This is a genomic window from Proteiniborus sp. (genome assembly GCF_040308045.1).
Lineage (GTDB): Bacteria > Bacillota > Clostridia > Tissierellales > Proteiniboraceae > Proteiniborus.
Genome location: NZ_JAWRHZ010000061.1, coordinates 90168 through 109963 on the forward strand (window position 1 = coordinate 90168; position 19796 = coordinate 109963).

At 31.7% G+C, this 19796-nt stretch carries 22 protein-coding genes; 7 read left to right on the forward strand and 15 right to left on the reverse strand.

From position 1 onward, the window contains the following. Positions 1-51 precede the first annotated feature (51 nt). The 15 genes from ABV008_RS13430 to ABV008_RS13500 form a co-directional block, all read right to left on the reverse strand. Complete coding sequence (locus tag ABV008_RS13430) at positions 52-459, reverse strand: hypothetical protein (protein WP_352420344.1); 408 nt, start codon at positions 457-459, stop codon at positions 52-54. Beyond that, a complete protein-coding gene (locus ABV008_RS13435) occupies positions 428-1054 on the reverse strand; it encodes a 50S ribosomal protein L25 (RefSeq protein WP_352420345.1) in 627 nt (208 codons plus the stop codon). The genes ABV008_RS13430 and ABV008_RS13435 overlap by 32 nt, the downstream gene beginning before the upstream one ends. Positions 1055-1132: 78 nt before the next feature. Continuing rightward, entirely contained in the window at positions 1133-1405 is a 273-nt protein-coding gene (locus ABV008_RS13440) for a pro-sigmaK processing inhibitor BofA family protein (RefSeq protein ID WP_352420346.1), read from the reverse strand. Positions 1406-1524: 119 nt separating this feature from the next. Further along, a complete protein-coding gene (locus tag ABV008_RS13445) occupies positions 1525-1833 on the reverse strand; it encodes a YaaL family protein (RefSeq protein ID WP_352420347.1) in 309 nt (102 codons plus the stop codon). Between the two features lie 299 nt (positions 1834-2132). Further along, on the reverse strand, positions 2133-2576 hold the full coding sequence (locus tag ABV008_RS13450; protein ID WP_352420348.1) for a DUF134 domain-containing protein: 444 nt from the start codon (positions 2574-2576) through the stop codon (positions 2133-2135). Then, a complete protein-coding gene (locus ABV008_RS13455) occupies positions 2561-3019 on the reverse strand; it encodes a Fur family transcriptional regulator (protein ID WP_352420349.1) in 459 nt (152 codons plus the stop codon). Before ABV008_RS13455 ends, ABV008_RS13450 begins: the two co-directional genes overlap by 16 nt. 17 nt (positions 3020-3036) lie before the next feature. Beyond that, positions 3037-3393, reverse strand: a complete 357-nt coding sequence (locus ABV008_RS13460; protein ID WP_352420350.1) for a NifB/NifX family molybdenum-iron cluster-binding protein — start codon at positions 3391-3393, stop codon at positions 3037-3039. 12 nt (positions 3394-3405) lie between these two features. Further along, entirely contained in the window at positions 3406-4254 is an 849-nt protein-coding gene (locus tag ABV008_RS13465; RefSeq protein WP_352420351.1) for an ATP-binding protein, read from the reverse strand. Further along, the gene (locus ABV008_RS13470) at positions 4245-5075 is read right to left on the reverse strand and encodes an ATP-binding protein (protein WP_352420352.1); all 831 of its coding nucleotides are present in this window, start codon (positions 5073-5075) and stop codon (positions 4245-4247) included. The genes ABV008_RS13465 and ABV008_RS13470 overlap by 10 nt, the downstream gene beginning before the upstream one ends. A 23-nt stretch (positions 5076-5098) precedes the next feature. After that, complete coding sequence (locus tag ABV008_RS13475) at positions 5099-5458, reverse strand: NifB/NifX family molybdenum-iron cluster-binding protein (RefSeq protein ID WP_352420353.1); 360 nt, start codon at positions 5456-5458, stop codon at positions 5099-5101. Positions 5459-5660: 202 nt separating this feature from the next. Continuing rightward, on the reverse strand, positions 5661-7532 hold the full coding sequence (locus ABV008_RS13480) for an LTA synthase family protein (protein ID WP_352420354.1): 1872 nt from the start codon (positions 7530-7532) through the stop codon (positions 5661-5663). A gap of 209 nt (positions 7533-7741) precedes the next feature. Next, on the reverse strand, positions 7742-9520 hold the full coding sequence (locus ABV008_RS13485; protein ID WP_352420355.1) for an aminopeptidase P family protein: 1779 nt from the start codon (positions 9518-9520) through the stop codon (positions 7742-7744). Positions 9521-9603: 83 nt separating this feature from the next. After that, on the reverse strand, positions 9604-10725 hold the full coding sequence (gene eutH, locus ABV008_RS13490; RefSeq protein ID WP_352420356.1) for an ethanolamine utilization protein EutH: 1122 nt from the start codon (positions 10723-10725) through the stop codon (positions 9604-9606). A gap of 145 nt (positions 10726-10870) precedes the next feature. Then, entirely contained in the window at positions 10871-11605 is a 735-nt protein-coding gene (locus ABV008_RS13495; protein ID WP_352420357.1) for a TIGR03915 family putative DNA repair protein, read from the reverse strand. Continuing rightward, positions 11605-12912 (reverse strand): putative DNA modification/repair radical SAM protein, encoded by a 1308-nt coding sequence (locus ABV008_RS13500; RefSeq protein ID WP_352420358.1) that lies wholly within the window; start codon positions 12910-12912, stop codon positions 11605-11607. The genes ABV008_RS13495 and ABV008_RS13500 overlap by 1 nt, the downstream gene beginning before the upstream one ends. 340 nt (positions 12913-13252) lie before the next feature. Between ABV008_RS13500 and ABV008_RS13505 the strand changes: the two genes are divergently transcribed. The 7 genes from ABV008_RS13505 to ABV008_RS13535 all read left to right on the forward strand — a co-directional run bounded on the left by ABV008_RS13505 (position 13253) and on the right by ABV008_RS13535 (position 19720). Beyond that, positions 13253-14590, forward strand: a complete 1338-nt coding sequence (locus tag ABV008_RS13505) for a TldD/PmbA family protein (protein WP_352420359.1) — start codon at positions 13253-13255, stop codon at positions 14588-14590. 11 nt (positions 14591-14601) lie between these two features. Next, entirely contained in the window at positions 14602-15831 is a 1230-nt protein-coding gene (locus ABV008_RS13510; RefSeq protein ID WP_352420360.1) for a metallopeptidase TldD-related protein, read from the forward strand. A gap of 319 nt (positions 15832-16150) precedes the next feature. Next, positions 16151-16336 (forward strand): hypothetical protein, encoded by a 186-nt coding sequence (locus tag ABV008_RS13515; protein WP_352420361.1) that lies wholly within the window; start codon positions 16151-16153, stop codon positions 16334-16336. A gap of 110 nt (positions 16337-16446) precedes the next feature. Continuing rightward, positions 16447-16869 (forward strand): HutP family protein, encoded by a 423-nt coding sequence (locus ABV008_RS13520; protein WP_352420362.1) that lies wholly within the window; start codon positions 16447-16449, stop codon positions 16867-16869. Between the two features lie 158 nt (positions 16870-17027). Further along, entirely contained in the window at positions 17028-18047 is a 1020-nt protein-coding gene (locus ABV008_RS13525) for an ABC transporter substrate-binding protein (RefSeq protein ID WP_352420363.1), read from the forward strand. 1 nt (position 18048) lies between these two features. Continuing rightward, positions 18049-18951 carry an ABC transporter permease gene (locus tag ABV008_RS13530; protein WP_352420364.1) on the forward strand — a complete coding sequence of 301 codons (903 nt, stop codon included), beginning with the start codon at positions 18049-18051 and terminating at the stop codon, positions 18949-18951. Continuing rightward, positions 18944-19720 (forward strand): ABC transporter ATP-binding protein, encoded by a 777-nt coding sequence (locus ABV008_RS13535; RefSeq protein WP_352420365.1) that lies wholly within the window; start codon positions 18944-18946, stop codon positions 19718-19720. Before ABV008_RS13530 ends, ABV008_RS13535 begins: the two co-directional genes overlap by 8 nt. Positions 19721-19796 lie beyond the last annotated feature (76 nt).

A 19796-nucleotide genomic window follows, 5' to 3' on the forward strand; every position in this document is an offset into this window, starting at 1 on the left:
TATATAATCACATAAGATCAATCTTAAATTTTCTAAACTTATGCAATTTATTTAATATAATAACAATTTTTCTGCATCTTTATTCATTATTAGTGCTAATTCTCTATAGAAAAAAAGATTTATTCTTGATATAATGTAAAAATAGGAACTTATTTTGTATCTTTTACATTTTATTGTAAATATTTGTAGTGGAGATGATAATATGAAAATCATCCTGTTAGTCTTACTTCTTATACCTATTTTTATATTCCAAGCATTTATATTTGTTGATGCGGTTAGCATTATTAAAGTACCTGAGAGAAAATCAGCGCAAGGCTCTGGAACTATCCGTTTTAATAGTGAAAGAGCTTCTAAAAAATCAAGTTTAAAAGTGATAAGATAATATGACAAAGCCCAAGATTTTATATCTTGGGCCTTGTTATTATAACTAATCATCCAGTATACTTTTTTCGCTTTCATAAATAGGAACTTCTTTTTCCTCTACTTCTTCATGCTTACTACTAGCTGTTAAGGACACTATTACTTCATCTAGTTCTGTAAATATCTCATAGTTTTCATCTTTAGCAATATCAAGATCTGAAAGTTTAATAATATCTCCAAATTCAAGATTAGAAGCATCTACAGTAATATATTGTGGAATATATCTAGGAAGACATTGGAGTTCAACTTCCATCAATTGTTGCTCAACAACTCCTGATGTTCTCGTTTCTACAAGTTCTCTTCCCTGAATAGCTATTGGTATACGTACTCTGACTTTTTTGTCAGCTGATAATTTCTGAAAGTCAGCATGTAGTACAAAGTCTTTTATTGGGTCTCTTTGCACCTCTTTAATTAACACAGGAACTAATTCGCTTGCTATTTCAAGTTCAATTGTTCCGGTGCTACCATGTTTGCTTAGAATTTTATTTAGTTCTTGCTTATCAAGCTTGATAGCTTTAGTGTCTTCACCATGACCATATATTACCCCTGGAACATATCCTGATGCTCTAAGTTTGTTACAATTTCTTCTACCTGCATTGTTTCTAACCTCCGCTTTTAGTTTAGGTGCTACCATTTAAATTCCTCCTTTGGTTTTTTTGTCCTTATATATATTAAACCAGAAAATTAGTGAAATTTCAAATTTTCTATTTTTTCATATTATATATTGTAAAACTATAAGTAAGATAACTCCAGGAACTCCTAAAAATCCCACTATTATGGCTGTTATTGGATTAATGGCTATATATATGCCTATAAATCCACCTAAAAAGTTTACTAATAATAAAAGAATTCCTCCGATTACACCATTTATTATTAGTTTTACTAGATATTTTATCGGTATAATAAGAATCCATCCAATAAAATATAAAAGAATTAGTCCTGCAGCATAAGCAAGTATTACACCAAGTTCTATTTCTAACCCCATATTTATCACCTCTATATTAGTAATTTTAAAATAAAAGTTTGTCATAATATTTTTATTGTTTTTAACCTAGATGAATCTCCTTTTATATTATCTAATATATAGGCTTTCGTGGACAAATATTACAAGCTATTGTTTACATTTTCAGCTTTTATACCCATTTCTCTTGCCTGCTTCAAAAGATATACATATTTTGTTTTTGAAGCCTCCATTTTATATATTGCATAATCTATTAAATCAGGTTCAGTAACACTTTGAAAATATAACTCTGCGTTATGCCATTCCTCATGAGCTTGATTTAATTGTTCCAAAAATCTTTCATCTTCACTAACTCCATTTGCTGCAAAATTATTTTTTAATTTGCTAATAAATTGATTGAAATTTTTATTAAATCCTTTAGACTTCCCCTCTTTATTTTTAATACTATCCACATTTATACCCCTTTCCAACTAAATAATTGTTATAATTATTAACTTTTTGTGGATAAGTTATACTTTCAATTACGTTACTCTATTTAGTTAATATTTATACATAATATATATGCATATTTTAGAGAGGTGATGAATAATGACAAATGATTTGTTAGCAAAGAAAAGATTAATAAACTAGCAAAAACTGAGCGTAAATGGAACACGCTCAGTTTTTGCTAATTCATAATATTTAATTGTTTCCTAATTAATTAGTTTTTCATTAGTCCATATCTTCTATTACACAAATCTTAAAATATTAGTTATTTGCCTTCTTCTCTGCACCATCTTCTACAGGATTTAGTTTTTTTACTGCATACTACATCTTTAGAGCCACAATTTGGGCAATTATTTTTATCACGTTCAAAATTTACTTGATAAATACTATTGCAGTCCATACATCTAAATTTACAATGGTTAGTAGTATAATATCCTCCACCTATTCTTATAGCTTTCCCTTCTGTCAATGCTATCGCAACTTTTTCTCTAGCGCTATCTATAATATTTTGAAAAGTTTGACGTGATATATGCATTTTTTCAGCACATTCTTCTTGTGTTAATTTTTCTATGTCTTTTAACCTCATAGCTTCTAATTCTTCAACATTTAGAGCTATTTCTTGAATTTCACATTTAGGCTTCCCCCAAGGTATAAAATAAGTGTCTTCTGGAAGAAACTCTACTCTTCTGAACTTTACTGGTCTCGCCATTTCCCTTCCTCCTTACATTCGCTACATAGTCCTATAAAAATAATATCTATATCAGATATTTCTATATTGTTTTTTTCTTCAATTATTTTATTTAGTTTCAAATATTCTAGATTAAGTCCTCTGCTATCTATATCTATTATATTATCACATTTGTAGCATTTCAAATGTATATGAAGAGGTTTTCTACTATATATTTTCATTTCATAATAGCTGATGCCATTAACATTTAGCTCTTTCAATATACCTAGTTCATGAAATTCTTTTAGATTTCTATAAACTGTGGCAAGACCAATGTTTTTATCTTTAACTATTTTATAAATTTCTTTTGCATTTAAGTGCTCTTTGGATTCCAATATTATTTTTAGTATTATTTGTTTTTGAAGCGTAAATATGTTACCATTTCTTTCAATTATTTTTTTAAAGGGTACTAACTCCCTATCCATATAATCATCCTTTAAAACTATTCATTACAATGCCCTTCATGCTGATGTTCTCTACAAACACTTCCTGTTGACTTAAGTTCTCCATCTATATATTTTTGAATTATTGCATCGCAAAGTCCTTGTGCTCCTACTATTACCTCTATTCCCTTTTCATTAAACAACTGTTGTGCTGTTTCTCCCATACCTCCTGATATTATTACATCTATATCTTGTCCTTTTAAAAATACTGGAAGGAATCCTGGTCTATGTCCTGGATTTGGTGTAAATTTCTTACTCAATGTTTTATCATTTTCTACCTCATAAACTGTGAAACCCTCACAATGTCCAAAATGTCCACTTACATATTTTTCTTCACTAGCTATTGCTATCTTCATTTTACATTCCTCCTAAGATATTATTTTTTTTATATTTAGCCACATGTCTTTAATAGCCTTACCTGCTACACTTTTCTCATAATATATAATTGGCTTTAATTCGTTTATAGATTTCATCACAATATCATCATATGGAATTTTCCCTACTAATTTTAATTGTTGCTGCTCTATAAAATTCTGTATCTCTTCGCTCATTTCTTCGTTTATGTCATATTTATTTATACATACCATTGTATATAAGCCGAAATGTTCACACAAAGCTGTAACTCTCATGAGATCTTCTAGACCAGATACTGTTGGCTCAGTAACTACTAGTACAGCATCACATCCAGTAATAGATGCTATTACAGCGCATCCAATGCCAGGAGAGCCATCTATTATAGTAAGTTTTTCATTTTTAGAAAACTTTCTACCATTTTGTCTAAGTAAAGTTACTAGCTTTCCTGAACCGTCACTTCCAATCTCCATTTCTGCTCTAGAAATAATACCTTTGTCTAGTTCGGTAATAAAAGCCTGTGCTGCTTTTTCCTCTTCAAGATCGATAGCTTTTTCGGGACAAACGAGAACACATGCACCACAACCTTCGCAAGCAAAAACATCTATTCTATTGTTGTGTATAGCATCAAATTTGCAGATTTCTTCACACTTACCACATTTTATGCATTTACTTTCATCTATAACCGCTTTTTTCCCACCATAAAAATCTTGTTTATTCGTATCTTTCCCATTGTAATATAGGTAAAAGTTTGATGCATCTACATCACAATCTATTCTCACTACATCCTTGGCTAGCTCAGATAGTGATGTTGCAATAGTAGTTTTCCCAGTTCCTCCTTTCCCACTTAATACTACTAATTCCATCTAAACACCCCCTCTACATTGTTAGCTAATTTATCAAACATAGAGCTATAATATGGATTGTGGTAAAGAATTTCTCCCTTTGAATACTCTTTTGCTATATCTTTTTTATATGGAATACTACCAATTATGTCTATATTTTCTTCTTTGCAGTATTCCCGTATTTCGTTTTCTTTTCCATCATCTTTGTTTATAATTATTCCAAATGGGATTTTAAACATCTTTACAAGTTCTACAGCTACTTTTAAGTCGTGTAGTCCAAATTTTGTAGGCTCTGTAACTAGTATTGCACTATCTGCATATCTTAGTGAATTAACTACATTACATGATGTGCCAGGAGGGCAATCTATAATGTTTTTTTCATGTGGTAGATTTTGAAGCAATTGTCTAATCACAGGAACAGCCATAGGCTCTCCAATGTTTAATATACCCCTTTTGCATTTTATTCCATAGGCTTCTCCATTCTCAATTTTACCTATTTCTCTTTTATCATATGTTAGGGCTTCATAATTACATGCAATTTTACAAGCACCACAACCATGACATAATTTTTCAAACAACATAATGTTATTATTAACATTTGCTAGAGCATTGAACTGACAGACTTCTACACATGCTCCACAAGATACGCATCTCTGTTTATCTATGACAGGGTATTCTGTTTCAACCCTTTCTGTATGATATATCTCAGGTTTTAGGAATAGAAATCCATTTGGTTCTTCCACATCACAATCTATATAATTTGAATTTAAAGCTAATGCAAGATTGGTAGAGACAGTGGTTTTTCCTGTTCCTCCTTTGCCACTTAAAACTGCAATATTCAAGTTGTTACCTCCTCGCTAGCTTTTTATGCACCATGATGAGCGGGACCTGCCTCATTTATTTCTGATAATTCATTGTTTTTTAGTTTTTGAATAGCAGAGCTTATGAGCATTCTATTGCATTTATAAGCTTTAATGCCTGCTTTATCTATTAATTCATAAGCATTAGGCCCTAAATGTCCTGTGATTATTAAATCTACTTTTTCATCGATTAGTTGTTGTGCTGCTTTGATACCCGCACCACCTGAAGCTGTTTGTCCTTTGTTTTCTAATACATTGAGCTGTTCATTTTCTGTATCGTATATTAGAAAATATTCACAACGTCCAAACCTTTCATCAAGTAAGCTATCTAGTGTATTTCCTTTGGCAGAGATTCCAATTATCATTCTCTACTCCTCCTCTTTGTATTGATTTTATTTATTATTGGCATTTGCTAATTATATTTTACTCCTATTTTTTATTATTGTCAAATGCCAATAATAAAAGTCAAGGGAGATACACTAAAAAACGTATTTCTCTTGACTTCTATTAGTTTTTTCAATTTAAATAAGATTATTTACAATTTGTAATATCTGATTTTTGTTTAAGCTAGTCTTCATTTGCTAGTTCTTTTTTATCTTTAATGTATTTTTTCAGCAAGTCATTCTTTAATATGTAACTCGACCTATTTATATCGTCAACTGCTCTTTCATAATCTTCTTTACATTTGTCTAGCTCTACAGGTTCTCTAGTATTAGGATTCCAAGCTCTGCTATGCATATATATTCCATCTTTAGACATAGAAAATACTACATCATTTTTAATATATGAGCCTTTCAACATATATGCTTGCTGAGCTGCAAAACCTTCTGTGGTGTTAATTAAATCTTGACCTAGCATAATTCCCTTCTTATTTTCAATTCCTAGTAAATTTAATAGTGTAGGTAAAAAGTCTATCTGTGCTCCAGTAGTGGAAACTCTTTGATTTATCCCTGATTTAGGTATATGTATAATAAGAGGAATTCTCATCATTTCATCAAAATCATAGTCATAGCCAAGATATTCTGTCATTATTCTTTTATTAGCCTCATCTATAGAAGCTAGTCCAAAGTGGTCCCCGTATATATTAATAATTGTATCTTCATAAAGACCTTCATTTTTCAAATCCTCTATAAATTCACCTATGGCAACATCTACATAATTTATAGATTGAATATAATTTCCAAATAAAGTGTCTTTGTGTTTATCCATTAGCTGAATTTGCTTATACTGATCAGGCAAAGTAAATGGATGATGACTAGATAAAGTAACTAAAAATGCATAATAAGGCTTTTCAGTATTTTTAATATAATCAACTGATTGTTTAAAAAATTCACTATCATTTATTCCTAATCCTATTAAAGGCTCTGTAGCTGTATAATCTTCTTCACTAATAAATCTATCAAAACCTTGATATGGATAAGCCTTATCTCTGTTCCAAAAGGAAGGCTTATAACCATGGAAAGCTGTTGTACTGTAGCCATTATCTTTTAATATCCAAGGCAAACCGTAAAACGTGTTCCCATAATACAATAAATAAGTTTGTCCGTCCATGGCTGGATACAGCGAATTATGAGACACGAATTCTGCATCTGATGTATTTCCTCTGCCCAATTGTTGATAATATCTATCGAAGTAAATACTGTCTCTTTTTATAAGCTTATTTAAATTTGGAGTGAGCTCTTGTCCATTATATTCTCTATCTATTACAAAATTTTGAAGTCCTTCTACTTGAATAGTTATAACATTCTTGCCTTTTGCAACACCATAGAGATTTTTATCTTTGTATGTAGTCTTCTCCATTGTTTCCTTAATAAATTCGTCCATGTCATCAACTTCATTTTTAGCAAAGAAAATGTTGTATATATCGCTTATATGATAAGTAAAAAATTCTTGCTTAAACAAATTTATATCGTCATCAAGAGCATTTACCATAAAGACTGATGATACAACTAATAATAATGTTACTGCAAAGGCACCAAAAGCTTGCTTTTTGCCAAGACTAAATAAGTTCTTAATTGGTTTAAATTTACGCCTATATAAATAATAAATTGTCAAGGGCATTACATCTGCAACTAATAGGAAATTCATTGGTCTTAAAACATGAGTTATACTTTCACCTATGGTACCTACTTGAGTTATCTGTCTTAAAACAACTACAGAAGTGAGCTGGTTGAAGTATTTAAAATATGCAGCATCTGTAAACATTATAATAGAAATTATTGAATATATGATTAGTAGTGTAATACTGCGCTTTTTTACTGTAAAAAAATTAACTAGAGAAATAACAAAAATTATGTACCCTAGGCTTATAATGCTAAGTCTTAGGTTTACATTTGAATTTTCAGTTAAATAGTTGTAAACTAGCGCCTTTATAAAAAAAAGTATAAGTAGTATTATAGTCTCAATTAACTGAACCTTATGTGTTTTTAGTGTGTTCATAATTTCCATCTCCATAGTATATAATCTGAATTACTAGTAAATATTAACAATATTGATTATATTACTTTAATTACTTTTAATCAATTATTCATGTCATGGAAAGTATGTCTTTCAAAAAATAAATGTCATCTGAACGTAGTAACAAATCCCAAAAGAAATGTGTTCACTTCGCTTAGATGACATTTTTCTTAAAATTACATATTTAATTCTTAAATTTCTCTCGTTTCTCTCTTAAGCCACTCTCTTTCTTCATCATTTAGATATGGAGATAGCTTTTCATAAACGTCTTTATGATAGTTATTTAGCCATTCCCTCTCTACTTCTGTTAACAAGCTAATGTCAACTCCATCTAGGTCTATTGGGCAATAGGCTAATACTTCAAATTTCATAAATTGTCCTGAATCTGTTAATTGATCTTCAACTACTAATAAAGTATTTTCTGTACGTATACCGTGTTTTCCTTCTTTATATACACCGGGCTCGTTAGTTATTACCATACCCTTTTCTAATCTAGTATCATTATGTTCTATGCTAAATCTTTGAGGTGCCTCATGTACACTTAATAAAAATCCTACTCCATGTCCTGTACCACATTTATAGTCTATTCCTTGCTCCCATAGTGGAAGTCTTGCTAATACATCAAGATTAGTTCCAGTTACTCCATGTAAAAACTTTGCTCTACATAAGGCTATATGTCCTTTTAGAACATAGGTAAAATCTCTTTTTTCTTCGTCTGTTATTTCCCCTAGGATCATAGTCCTTGTAATATCAGTAGTACCATCTAAGTATTGTCCCCCAGAGTCTACTAAAAACATTCCTTCTGGTTTTAATGTGTATTGGTTTTTTTCTGTAGCCTTGTAGTGCATCATAGCTGCATGGTCTTTATATGCTGCTATGGTATCAAAGCTTGTATCTATGAAGTTTTCTTGCTGTCTTCTAAAGTCTTCAAGCTTATCTGTAGCAGATATTTCTGTTATTTGTTCTGAGTCTACATTCTTATCAAGCCAATATAAAAACTTAACCATTGCAACATTATCTTTTATATGACATTTTCTAAGGTTTTCAATCTCTACTTCATTTTTTATAGTTTTAAGAAGCATGCAGATATCTTTTCCCTGAACTTTTTTAGTGCTTTCTGGCATACAACCGTATAGCCATCTACTTATTTTGTTTGGATCATAAAAAACACTTGAACTTTTTTCTATGTTTTTCAGTGAATTTTCTATTTCCTCATATTCTTTTACTTCTACACCATTTTCTTTTAAGAAATGTCTTACTTCATCAGTTATTTTTCTAGAGTCTATAAAGAATATAGCCTCTTTCATTGAAACTAATGCGTAGGATATGGTTACTGGATTATTGTTTACATCATTACCTCTGATATTAAAAAGCCAAGCTATATCGTCAAGGCTACTTAGCAAGTAGTATTCTGCACCTTTTCTCTTCATTTCTTCTCTAACTATATGAAGTTTTTCCTTTGTAGATTTACCAGCATATTTTACTTCATGCATATATATCTTTTCTAATGGCAGCTCAGGTCTGTCTTCCCAAATGATGTCAACTAGGTCATATCTATCATCTGTTTTTATATTTTTGTCTTTTAGTTTTCCTTCTAGCTCCTTAGCTTGATTACATGAAAAGACCTTTCCATCAAAGCCGACGCAATTTCCTTCTTTAAGTACGCCTGAAACCCATTCTGAATATGTAGGAACACCTGGTTGTCTCATTTTAAAAAGCTTAATCTCCGTTCCTTTAAGCTCTTTTTCTGCCTGTATAAAATATCTTCCATCAGTCCATAATCCTGCTTCATCTAATGTGACTACTACAGTACCTGCAGAACCTGTAAAGCCAGATATCCATGCTCTTGATTTCCAATGCTCAGGTACATATTCACTTTGATGGGCATCAAAGCTAGGTATTACATAAGCATCCATTCCTCTTTCCTTCATTAGCTTTCTAAGAGCTTGAAGTTTTTCATTTACTTTCATACGAATCCTCCTTTTATCTATCCTAATATATTATGTTAATGCTTTCTAAAAAATATAGTCCATATAAGAAATAAAACCTTACTTTAAATAGAGTCTAGATTTATTTTGGCTTCAACATAAGTAAACTTATTATGTTCGTTAATATTTCTAGTGAGAAGTGTGGCCAATAAAACAGCACTAATACCTGCTACTAGCTTTGATGCAATAAAAGGAACTATAACTGTCTTATCAATACTAGCTACGAAACCAAGCTGGCCACCAAATGTAAAAGCTCCACTTACAGCAAATGCCGAGCATATCACCTTTCCTCTCTGGTCCATGTCCTTCATCATAATAAAGGCAGGAACATTATTAGCAAGAGAAATTATAATACCTGCAACTGCATTTTCTCCTATACCTATTTTCTCACCTATTTTTGAGAAAGACTTTTTAAACACTTTTGTCACTAAATACATCATTGGGTAAGCTCCACAAAGTACTATTGCAATACTTCCAACTATCTTTAATCCTTCATCAAAAGGCTCCATTCCTGGTATAATAACTATACCTGAAATTCTTTCAAAAATACTTATAATGAGCCCAAATGAGCCAATAGCAACTATTAGCTTGCTAAAAAGGCCAAAACCTTTTATCAATTTTTCTGGCCATTTAATAAGCCCAATTGCTAAAACTAAAGACATTAAAATAATTGGGATCAAGTTGATCATAAGTTCAGATATATTGATACCTAGAAGTATTCCTCCAACAATGCTTCCAATAGGAAGAGTTATCATGCCTGATAATATTCCTTTAGTAAAAAAATATTGGTCTTCCTTTTTAATAATTCCCGCTCCAATAGGGATTGTAAAGACCACTGTAGCGCCTAACATAGATGCTAAAATAAGTCCGGAAAATAGTCCCATCTCTTTTGTCTGTGCCATTCTAGCTGCTGAAATATATCCTCCCATATCACATGCAAGAATAGAGCCTGGAAATATAGAGGGGTCTGCCCCTATAGCTCTAAATAGTGGAGCAATTATTTTTGACAATTGACTTGAGATTACAGGTGCTAGTGAGTAAATTCCCACTATACTCATGGCCATACTGCCCATTGACATAAATCCTTCTTCAAACTTTTCTCCTAATCCATATTTGTTACCTAATACTTTATCTATACATCCTAGTACAGCAAATGCAAATATAGTATAAAGAATTACTTCGTTCATTTAATTTCTCCTTATCCTAGTTTGTTGATTGGTATCTTTTCTACTTTTGTGGTATGAAGTCTATATCTAATATAGTTCACTATAATTATAATAAAATTATCTAAATATGTATATCATGAAATTAGGCTGAAATAAGGCAGAAAGTTTACTTTTCAACTAAGTGCTTCCAATATCTTATAGGCATGTGCTGTTTTTGGAGTTTAGGATTTATTTTGTTCTTTATTGCAATAGTATTAAAATACTCCTTCCAAAGTTTTTGATAATCCTTTTCCTTATCACAAAAAATAATTTCTCTTGTAATATCTAAGTTTCTAATAATCCATTCTTCTTTATTATACATTACTCCAATATTTCTTTTTACATCATGAATAATCCAATATTCATCTGACATCCTTTCTGCAAAGTGAGGGGCCATAAGACCTACTATATCGTTATCTGGCTCTACTTGTGAATAATAAGCTCCATTATTCATTTGACTAAACCTGGCAAGCCCCAGCATTCTATGTACTTCTCTGCTTACTTGCTGACGAATCTTATGCACTGTAAGCACTGTGTTATCTGATAGATTTTGGTCTATTTTTTCTCCAATTTTCCACCCAAGTCTTAAATATTTATATATTATAGTTCCTCTATCGAGTCTTTCTGAAAGAAATACATAAAAACAGTTTTTAAGTGCTTGTTCAGAAATCTTCGTCTCTATTGATTTATATACCTTCTTAGCCTTCTCTTCATCAGTTTCAATATGTATTTTTTTAACAAGAAAGTTTTGTTGAAGACTATCTTCTGATAGTATTTCTTCAGGTATTTGTCTTCTATAGTAGGCTTCATATATGGCAGTTAGAAGTCCATCAAAGCTTCCGTCATAGATATATTGTTGCATTATAATTCCCCCGTTATGGTTGAAATAATGTCATTTGCAGGTAATAGCTGTGGATATATAGAGAACATAGAAAGCTGCTCCCCAACTTCTCTTGAATTTTTGTTATCTAAGCTAAATAATATGCTGTTTCTTATGGCAGAAGAGTCCATGCTCTTAATGCCGTAGTGTTTTCCATTACAAGTTATAAAATATCTAGCTCTCTTAAGTACTATTCCTAGCTTTCTTAAATCTTCAAAGTTCAGTGCTCCAAACTTTCTTGCTGCAATTATTCTTCTTGCAGATTTAACGCCTATGCCTGGGACTCTTAATAATAAGTAATACTCTGCCTTATTTATCTCGACAGGAAACATATTAATGTTTCTCAATGCCCAATCACATTTAGGATCAAGGGCAAGATCAAAGTCAGGCTTTTCGTCATCAAGAATTTCAGCTGCACTATAGCCATAAAACCTTAAGAGCCAATCAGCCTGATAGAGCCTATTTTCTCTAACTAATGGTGGTGAAGCTAATACAGGAAGATTAGGATGTGTAGATACTGGTATAAAAGCTGAATAGTATACTCTTTTGAGTTTAAATCCTTTGTATAACGCCTCCGAAAGTCTAAGTATCTTTAAGTCGCTGTCTTTAGTAGCACCTACTATTAGCTGAGTAGTCTGTCCAGCAGGAACGAAGCTTTGAGAATATTTATATTTCTGTTTTTCCTCTAAAGATTGATGTATTCTTGAATTGATAAAATTCATAGGCTTAATAATAGCATCCTTTTTCTTTTGAGGTGCCAGTAGTTTTAACCCTTCATCAGAAGGCAGTTCAATATTTACACTCATTCTATCTGCATACATTCCTGCCTTTTCTATTAAGACTTTATCTGCACCAGGTATTGCCTTTAGATGAATATATCCATTAAACCTATGTTCTTCTCTAAGCTTTTTTACTGTACTTGTCAAAAGCTCCATTGTATAGTTTGGGTTTTTATATACAGCAGAGCTTAAGAAGAGCCCTTCTATATAGTTTCTCTTATAAAAATTAATTGTCAAATTAACCACTTCATCAGGAGTGAATATTGCCCTAGGCACATCATTTGAAGCTCTGTTCACACAATAAGCGCAGTCATATATGCAATGGTTAGTAAAAAGAACCTTAAGCAATGAAATACACCTGCCATCGTCTGCCCAACTATGACATATACCACTTTGACTAGTGCTACCAACCTCTCCTTTTTTCCCTTTTCTATTGCTGCCGCTAGATGAACAAGACACATCATATTTTGCAGCATCTGATAATATTTTAAGTTTATTAAGTATTTCCATGTTATCACTCCAAATGTTTATCTCTTATCTATATTTTACCATGAAATATAGAGTTTGCAAACATACGTTCGGGTTAATTTGAAAATTTTCTGTATTTCTTATTTTTATTTTTTATGCCTAGACAATTAAAAACGATTCACCTAATTATTAATATTTTTGTAGCCGTTATTAATTTTATTAAAATATTGTTTGACATTGTTAATTTTTAATAGTAGTATGAAGTCAAGAATATATTATCCTATTATAATAATATATATATTTTATGGGATAAAAGTTTAATCGCATGTGGATAATAGAGTTTCAAATAAGCAATATACTTCAAAAAATAAGGGGGTATTACATGTATACTTTTCCAAAAAATCTTTACACAGATGTAAGGCTAGAGGATGCTTCTGTTAGTGAAATCACTTATCAAAACGGAGAGTTAATGCAAAACTTAAAGAGAAATCACAAGGGTGGATTCATAAGAATTTTCGATGGCCAAAGATGGTACTACAGTTCTACTACAGACATAGATAATATTCAGGAAGAAATAAATAGACTGGCACTAATGGCTAAAGAAAATGAAAATATTATGAATAATCCAGTTGTGAAAAAATTTGAAGTTAACGAAGGTGAATTCTTTCAATTTAAAGAAAATGATATCTTAAAAGTTAGTCAAGATGACAAATTAGAACTCTTAAAATCATATTTTCCGCTTGTAACAAATAGAAAAGAGATAAAAATGTGGAAAGCTATTTACATTGATCGCAAAACCACAAAAGAGTTTTATTCAAGTAAAGGAGCTAATTTAAAGTTTGATTATCAAACCTGTGCTGTTGTATATAGGTACTCTTTGAATATTGACGGGAAAACCTTTGACGGTGGATACGATAAGACAACTACTAATTTTAATGAGCTTAAATCACTTCAAGAAAATCTCGAAAAGACTTTAGAAAGAGATATTGAATATACTAAAGCTGCTAAACCAATAACTCCTGGAAAATATACTGTTATTTTTGCGCCTATTGCAACAGGTGTGTTTACTCATGAAAGCTTTGGGCACAAAAGTGAGGCTGATTTCATGGTTGGAGATGAAGCCATGATGAAGGAATGGACTATAGGTAAAAAAGTAGGGGCAGATAATCTGTCCATAGTTGATAAGGGAGATATTCTAGGCAGTGGCTTTGTACCATTTGATGATGAAGGAACTAAGGCAAATAAAACATATTTAATTAAGAATGGCATTCTTTCAGGCAGACTTCATAGTAGCGTTACTGCAGAGTCTCTTAAGGAAAATCCTACTGGCAATGCCAGAGCCTTAAATTTTGAATTTGAGCCAATAGTTAGAATGACTTCTACATATATTGAGGCTGGAGATAAAACTAAAGAAGAGCTTATTTCCGAGGTTAAAGAAGGGATATTAATAAAAGAAATAAATCATGGTTCTGGTATGTCTACTTTTACTATTGCTCCTAGAGTTTCTTATATGATTAGAAATGGAAAAATTGCGGAACCTGTAAACATAGCAGTTGTTAGCGGCAATGTAATGGAAACTCTTCATAATATAGATGGAATCTCGGATGAGGTAGAGATACTTTCTTTCTCACTAGGAGGTTGTGGTAAATTTGAACAATGGCCTCTACCTGTAGGCATGGGCGGACCTTATATAAGAGTAAATAATATTACGGTACAATAGGGGGTGTAGTGGTGATAAAAGAAAAGTATATTAAAAATGAAAGAGAAATCACTATAAATGTAGTTCAAACAGAAATTAAATCTGTTAGAAAAAAAGATATTACTAAAACAGGCTTGAGGATTTACGATAATGGATATATAGGTATTGCAGGGGCAGTAGGTAAAGTAGATGAAGCTGTGCTTGAAAAGAGAGCTATAGAAAATTTAAAGCTTCAGATTCCATATCCTTACGAGCCTTCAAGCAACCATGTTGAAAAAGTAGATTATAGAGAAGAAACTTTTTCCGATGAAGAGCTTGTAAAGGAAGTAGAAGAGCTACTTAGAATATTAAGAAGTGAATTTCCAGACTTTATTTTCTCTAACAACATATCTATTCAGGAAATGGATACTAGGTTATTTAATGATAAAGGATTAGATTTGGCACATAAAGATAGAATTATTATTGTAGAGCTTGTCATAAAGGAAAAGTCATCAATAAATGTTTTTGATGCCTTTGCAGTTTTTGCAGATAGAGAATATAGCAGAGAAAAAACATTGGAGATAATTAGAGAAACATTAACTGCTTACAAGAATCAAGTCAAGTTACCTACTGAAGGTAAACTACCTGTAGTATTTATGGCGGATGATCAGCTTCCACTTAAAAAGGTCATAGAAGAATTAAACGGTTATAAGGTAGGCACAGGTGCTTCTTTATTCAAAGATACTATGGGAGAGAAAAAGTTTAACGAAGGCTTTACATTATATCAGAGTGCAGAAAAAGAGGACATAACAGGATACGAATTTTTTGATGCAGAAGGTGTTGTAAACAAAAATCATAAGTATGCTCTAATTGAAAATGGAAGAATAATTAGCCCCTATACTGATAAAAAGACTGCAAACCAATTTAGCTTGCCTCTAACAGGAAGTGCCTCAGCAGAATATGATAAGGTTCCTTCCCTGGCTTCTAGATATTTTAAAGTAGCATCAAGTAATAAAACCTTAAAGGAACTTCTAAATGGTAAATTAGCAGTAGCAGTTCTCATAGCTTCAGGTGGAGATTTTACAGCCGAAGGAGTATTTGGTACACCTGTTCAACTGGCTTTCTTAACTGATGGAGAAAAGCTAATAGGAAAACTTCCCGAGCTTACTATTTCTGGTGAATTGTATTCAATGTTTGGAGATGACTTTATAGGTCGTTCTGAAGATAAGGCTTTCTTAGGGCAAAAGGCTTTAGCGTTTAATTTAGACGTGAAGTATATATAATATTGATAATTTTGGGGTAATATGGTATGCTATCTACATAAAATACAGGAGGTACACTTAAGTGATAATTAAAATAAACCTACAATCTCAGGACAAATCAATACAAATGCTTTTTTGTCAGGTTTATGGTACCCCTTGTTTAATTGGAGTTAATTCATAGTATATCAATATTTATATAAAATTTATATAATATTTTCGTTATCAAAGCCATGGGTATGCATATCTATGGCTTTTTTGTGCTATTCTGCTGCATAAGCAACTTGCACAGAGGTAATAGTTTCGAATCACAAATTTGTTCACTCCCTTTGGTCGTGCAAATTTGGTTCTCATAAAGAAACAATCTCAGGCTAATGAGAATATTGATATAAAGGAAGAAATACTTAAGCTAGAAATGCAACTATCTCATATTTCGTTCAGGCTTATGGGATGCAAGGATGATGAAAAGGCTGATTTGGAAAAGAAATATTTTGAAATAACTAAAAAGCTTAGAATACTAAAGAAGTAGTGGCTAATTCATAGAAAAAGTGATATTATTTGTATTAGTTGATTTGGGAAAGGCTTGAATGAAATAAGTAAATAATTCAAGCCTGACCTCATTAATAACGAGGTGATTAAATGAAAATTCAAAGTACTGATGTAGCTAAGGCTGCAATAAGGCTAGCAATCTCCACTAGAGATGAGGAGAAGACTATTATTAATGAGCTTAACAATAAAAATTATAAGGCTGCTGCTGTAGATATAGGTGGAGACTTAATAAATTCAATACCTAAGATTATTGAAAGAACCTTAGTGGCTGCTAAAAAAACTGGGATAATTAAAGAATATCATGTCCATGAAGGTGCTGTGGCTGGAGCTATAATGGAAGCTATCACCCAAGTAAATCCAAAAGCTATGGGATTTAACTTTGGTGGTAAAATCGGTATAGCTAGATATGATGAGCATGTTAGCGTCTGCCTCTTCATAAGCATTGGGCTACTTCATCTTAATGATTTGGCAATTGGATTGGGGCATAGGTCTATACCAAATATAGGTGATTAAAGATTTCCCTTGACATTTTGTTAAAGAGGTTATACAATCATCTTTAATTATTATTCTAGTAGATTTGTTTTATTGTAGGTAGTCTTAAGGGCTGAGGAAGCAAGGTAGAAATTTGTAGAAAGCTTTAAACTAAAAATTAAAAATTGGAGGACGGTAGTATGGTAGGAAAAAAACATCTCACCAGTCTAAGTAAATGCTTAGGCTTAATTTCATTTCTTTTAATTATCACTTTATTTTTAAGTGCTTGTTCATCTGGTAATTCAAATAATAATTCCCAGGACACAGTAGCCATAGGAATAAGTCAAATAGTAGAGCACCCTGCACTAGACAGTGCTAGGGCTGGTTTTATTGATGCATTAAAGGAGAAAGGCTATGAAGAAGGCAAAAATCTAAAGTTAGATATTCAGTTTGCTCAAGGAGATATTGCCTTGACAACTACTATTGCTCAAAATTTTGTGTCACAGAAAAAAAATTTAATTCTTGCTATTTCCACAGCTTCTGCCCAATCAGCACATAACTCTACTAAAGATATCCCAGTATTATTTACAGCTGTAACTGATCCTGTATATGCAGGTTTACTTAAAAATCCTGACTCACCAGAAGGAAATGTAACAGGTACTAGTGACCTTACTCCTGTGGCTAAACAACTTGAGCTTGGAAAAACAATTTTTCCTAATACTGTAAATGTTGGAATTATATATAATACTAGTGAGCTTAATTCACAGCTTCAAGTAGATATAGCAAAAGAAGCTGCTAAGAACATGAGTATAGAAATAATAGAAATCCCTGTTACTAATACATCAGAATTTGAGCCAGCACTAAATGCTAAAATAAAAAATATAGATTTTCTATTTCTTCCTTCTGATAATTTAGTAGCTTCAAATATGCCAATAATATCTAAAATAGCTATGAACAATAAGGTTGGAATCATAGGTGTAGATGAGCCTATGATAAAAAATGGAGCTCTTGCTTGTGAGGGACTTGATTACTATAAGCTAGGACATAAAACAGGCCTAATGGCTGTTGAAATACTTAAAGGCAAAGGTATAAAAGATATTCCAGTATCTATGCTTGAAGAAACTGAATTGATAATAAATGAAGATGTAGCAAATCAACTTGGTGTTGATATTCCTGAAGAAATGTTGAAAAGAGCAGTATTAGTGAAAGGAGCTGAATAATATGAATGATTTTATATTAGGCATCCTTTTACAAAGCCTTATGTTTTCAATAATGGTAATGGGAGTATATATAACCTACAAATTTCTAGATTTTCCTGATCTATCAGTTGATGGAACGTTTACATTAGGAGCAAGTATATCTGCAATTCTAATTACAAAAGGGATTAACCCTTTTTTAGCCCTTTTTTTCTCTGTCTTAGGTGGATCATTGGCTGGAACAATGACAGGCATATTAAATGTGAAGCTTAAAATAAAAGAATTGCTTTCAGGTATTTTAGTAATGCTTGGATTATATTCAATTAATTTAAGAATAACCATGGGAAAAGCTAATTTACCTATGTTTAATAATACTACTATTTTTTCAGATAGCAGCTTAACTGCCAATTTACTTATTGCCCTAGTATTTTCTGTTATCTGCGCTATACTTTTTACAGTATTTTTTAAGACTAAACTGGGTTATCTTTTAAAAGCAACGGGAAACAATGAAGAAATGGTAGTCTCTTTAGGAATAAATACTGGAAACATCCGAATACTAGGTCTTGCATTATCTAATGCTTTAGTTGCCTTGTCTGGAGGTATCTTTGCTCAATATCAAGGATACAGTGATATAAATATGGGAACTGGTATTATAGTCATAGGGTTGGCATCTATAATAATGGCTCATTCTATATTTAAAAATATAAGACTAATAAGCCCTAGTTTTTTGTGTATAATAGGTGCTTTCCTCTATAGAGCTAGTATTTCCTTAAGTCTAAAGATAGGCTTTAATCCAAGTGATCTAAAGCTTATAAGTTGTATAATTGTAATACTTGCACTTTATTTAGGAGGTAAAGAATCCTCATTTAAACTAAAAAGCTTACAATTATTGAAAGAAAAACGACAGGCAGGTGATTTACGTGCTTGAGTTAACTAATATATGTAAGACTTTTAATCCTGGTGATATTAACGAAGAAAAGATTTTTGATGGGGTTTCTTTAAAAGTAAATAAAGGAGACTTTATTTGCATAATCGGAAGTAACGGTGCTGGTAAATCAACTCTTCTTAACTTAATATCTGGAAAAATAGGCGCAGATAGAGGAAGGATAGTTCTGGATAATTCAAATATTACTAATGAGCCTGAAAACCAAAGATGTAAAAAAGTATCTAGAATCTTTCAAGACCCCTCACTGGGAACTATTCCTTCTATGACAATCCGAGAAAATCTCTCTATGGCTTTAAATAAAGGAAAAAAGTTTGATTTTTCTTTTTTAGTAAATAAAAAAGATGAAAATTTCTTTAGAGATACTTTAAAAACGCTTGATTTAGGACTTGAAGATAAACTAGAAGTAACTGTATCTAAGTTATCTGGTGGTCAAAGACAGTCCTTAGCTTTGATAATGTCCACATTAACGGATCCTAGTCTTCTACTATTAGATGAACACACTGCTGCTCTAGATCCTAAAACATCTGAAATTGTTATGGATATTACAGATAGAATTATAAAAGAAAAAAATTTAACTGCTCTTATGGTCACCCATAATATAGATCATGCAATAAAGTACGGAAACAGACTTATTATGATGCATAGGGGGCAGATAATAATGGATGTATCTGAAAAGGAGAAAACCAGTCTTACAAAAGAGAAGCTTCTTTCTTTATTTAAAGATGTTAGTGATAGAAGCCTGTTTAGCTAAATATAAAGGTCAGGGAACACATTCATAAGTATGGGAATGTTCCTAACTAATAAAAAGTCTTCTGGCACAAGTTAAG

Bases quoted from the DNA above. Each gene is read 5' to 3' on its own strand.
- ABV008_RS13480 (WP_352420354.1), bottom strand. From the start codon at position 7,532: ATGAACACACTAAAAACACATAAGGTTCAGTTAATTGAGACTATAATA.
- ABV008_RS13430 (WP_352420344.1), bottom strand. From the start codon at position 459: ATGAAAGCGAAAAAAGTATACTGGATGATTAGTTATAATAACAAGGCC.
- ABV008_RS13465 (WP_352420351.1), bottom strand. From the start codon at position 4,254: ATGGAATTAGTAGTATTAAGTGGGAAAGGAGGAACTGGGAAAACTACT.
- ABV008_RS13475 (WP_352420353.1), bottom strand. From the start codon at position 5,458: ATGATAATTGGAATCTCTGCCAAAGGAAATACACTAGATAGCTTACTT.
- eutH (WP_352420356.1), bottom strand. From the start codon at position 10,725: ATGAACGAAGTAATTCTTTATACTATATTTGCATTTGCTGTACTAGGA.
- ABV008_RS13435 (WP_352420345.1), bottom strand. From the start codon at position 1,054: ATGGTAGCACCTAAACTAAAAGCGGAGGTTAGAAACAATGCAGGTAGA.
- ABV008_RS13450 (WP_352420348.1), bottom strand. From the start codon at position 2,576: ATGGCGAGACCAGTAAAGTTCAGAAGAGTAGAGTTTCTTCCAGAAGAC.
- ABV008_RS13520 (WP_352420362.1), top strand. From the start codon at position 16,447: ATGAAAATTCAAAGTACTGATGTAGCTAAGGCTGCAATAAGGCTAGCA.
- ABV008_RS13440 (WP_352420346.1), bottom strand. From the start codon at position 1,405: ATGGGGTTAGAAATAGAACTTGGTGTAATACTTGCTTATGCTGCAGGA.
- ABV008_RS13500 (WP_352420358.1), bottom strand. From the start codon at position 12,912: ATGGAAATACTTAATAAACTTAAAATATTATCAGATGCTGCAAAATAT.
- ABV008_RS13460 (WP_352420350.1), bottom strand. From the start codon at position 3,393: ATGAAGATAGCAATAGCTAGTGAAGAAAAATATGTAAGTGGACATTTT.
- ABV008_RS13530 (WP_352420364.1), top strand. From the start codon at position 18,049: ATGAATGATTTTATATTAGGCATCCTTTTACAAAGCCTTATGTTTTCA.
- ABV008_RS13485 (WP_352420355.1), bottom strand. From the start codon at position 9,520: ATGAAAGTAAATGAAAAACTTCAAGCTCTTAGAAAGCTAATGAAGGAA.
- ABV008_RS13495 (WP_352420357.1), bottom strand. From the start codon at position 11,605: ATGCAACAATATATCTATGACGGAAGCTTTGATGGACTTCTAACTGCC.
- ABV008_RS13525 (WP_352420363.1), top strand. From the start codon at position 17,028: ATGGTAGGAAAAAAACATCTCACCAGTCTAAGTAAATGCTTAGGCTTA.
- ABV008_RS13455 (WP_352420349.1), bottom strand. From the start codon at position 3,019: ATGGATAGGGAGTTAGTACCCTTTAAAAAAATAATTGAAAGAAATGGT.
- ABV008_RS13505 (WP_352420359.1), top strand. From the start codon at position 13,253: ATGTATACTTTTCCAAAAAATCTTTACACAGATGTAAGGCTAGAGGAT.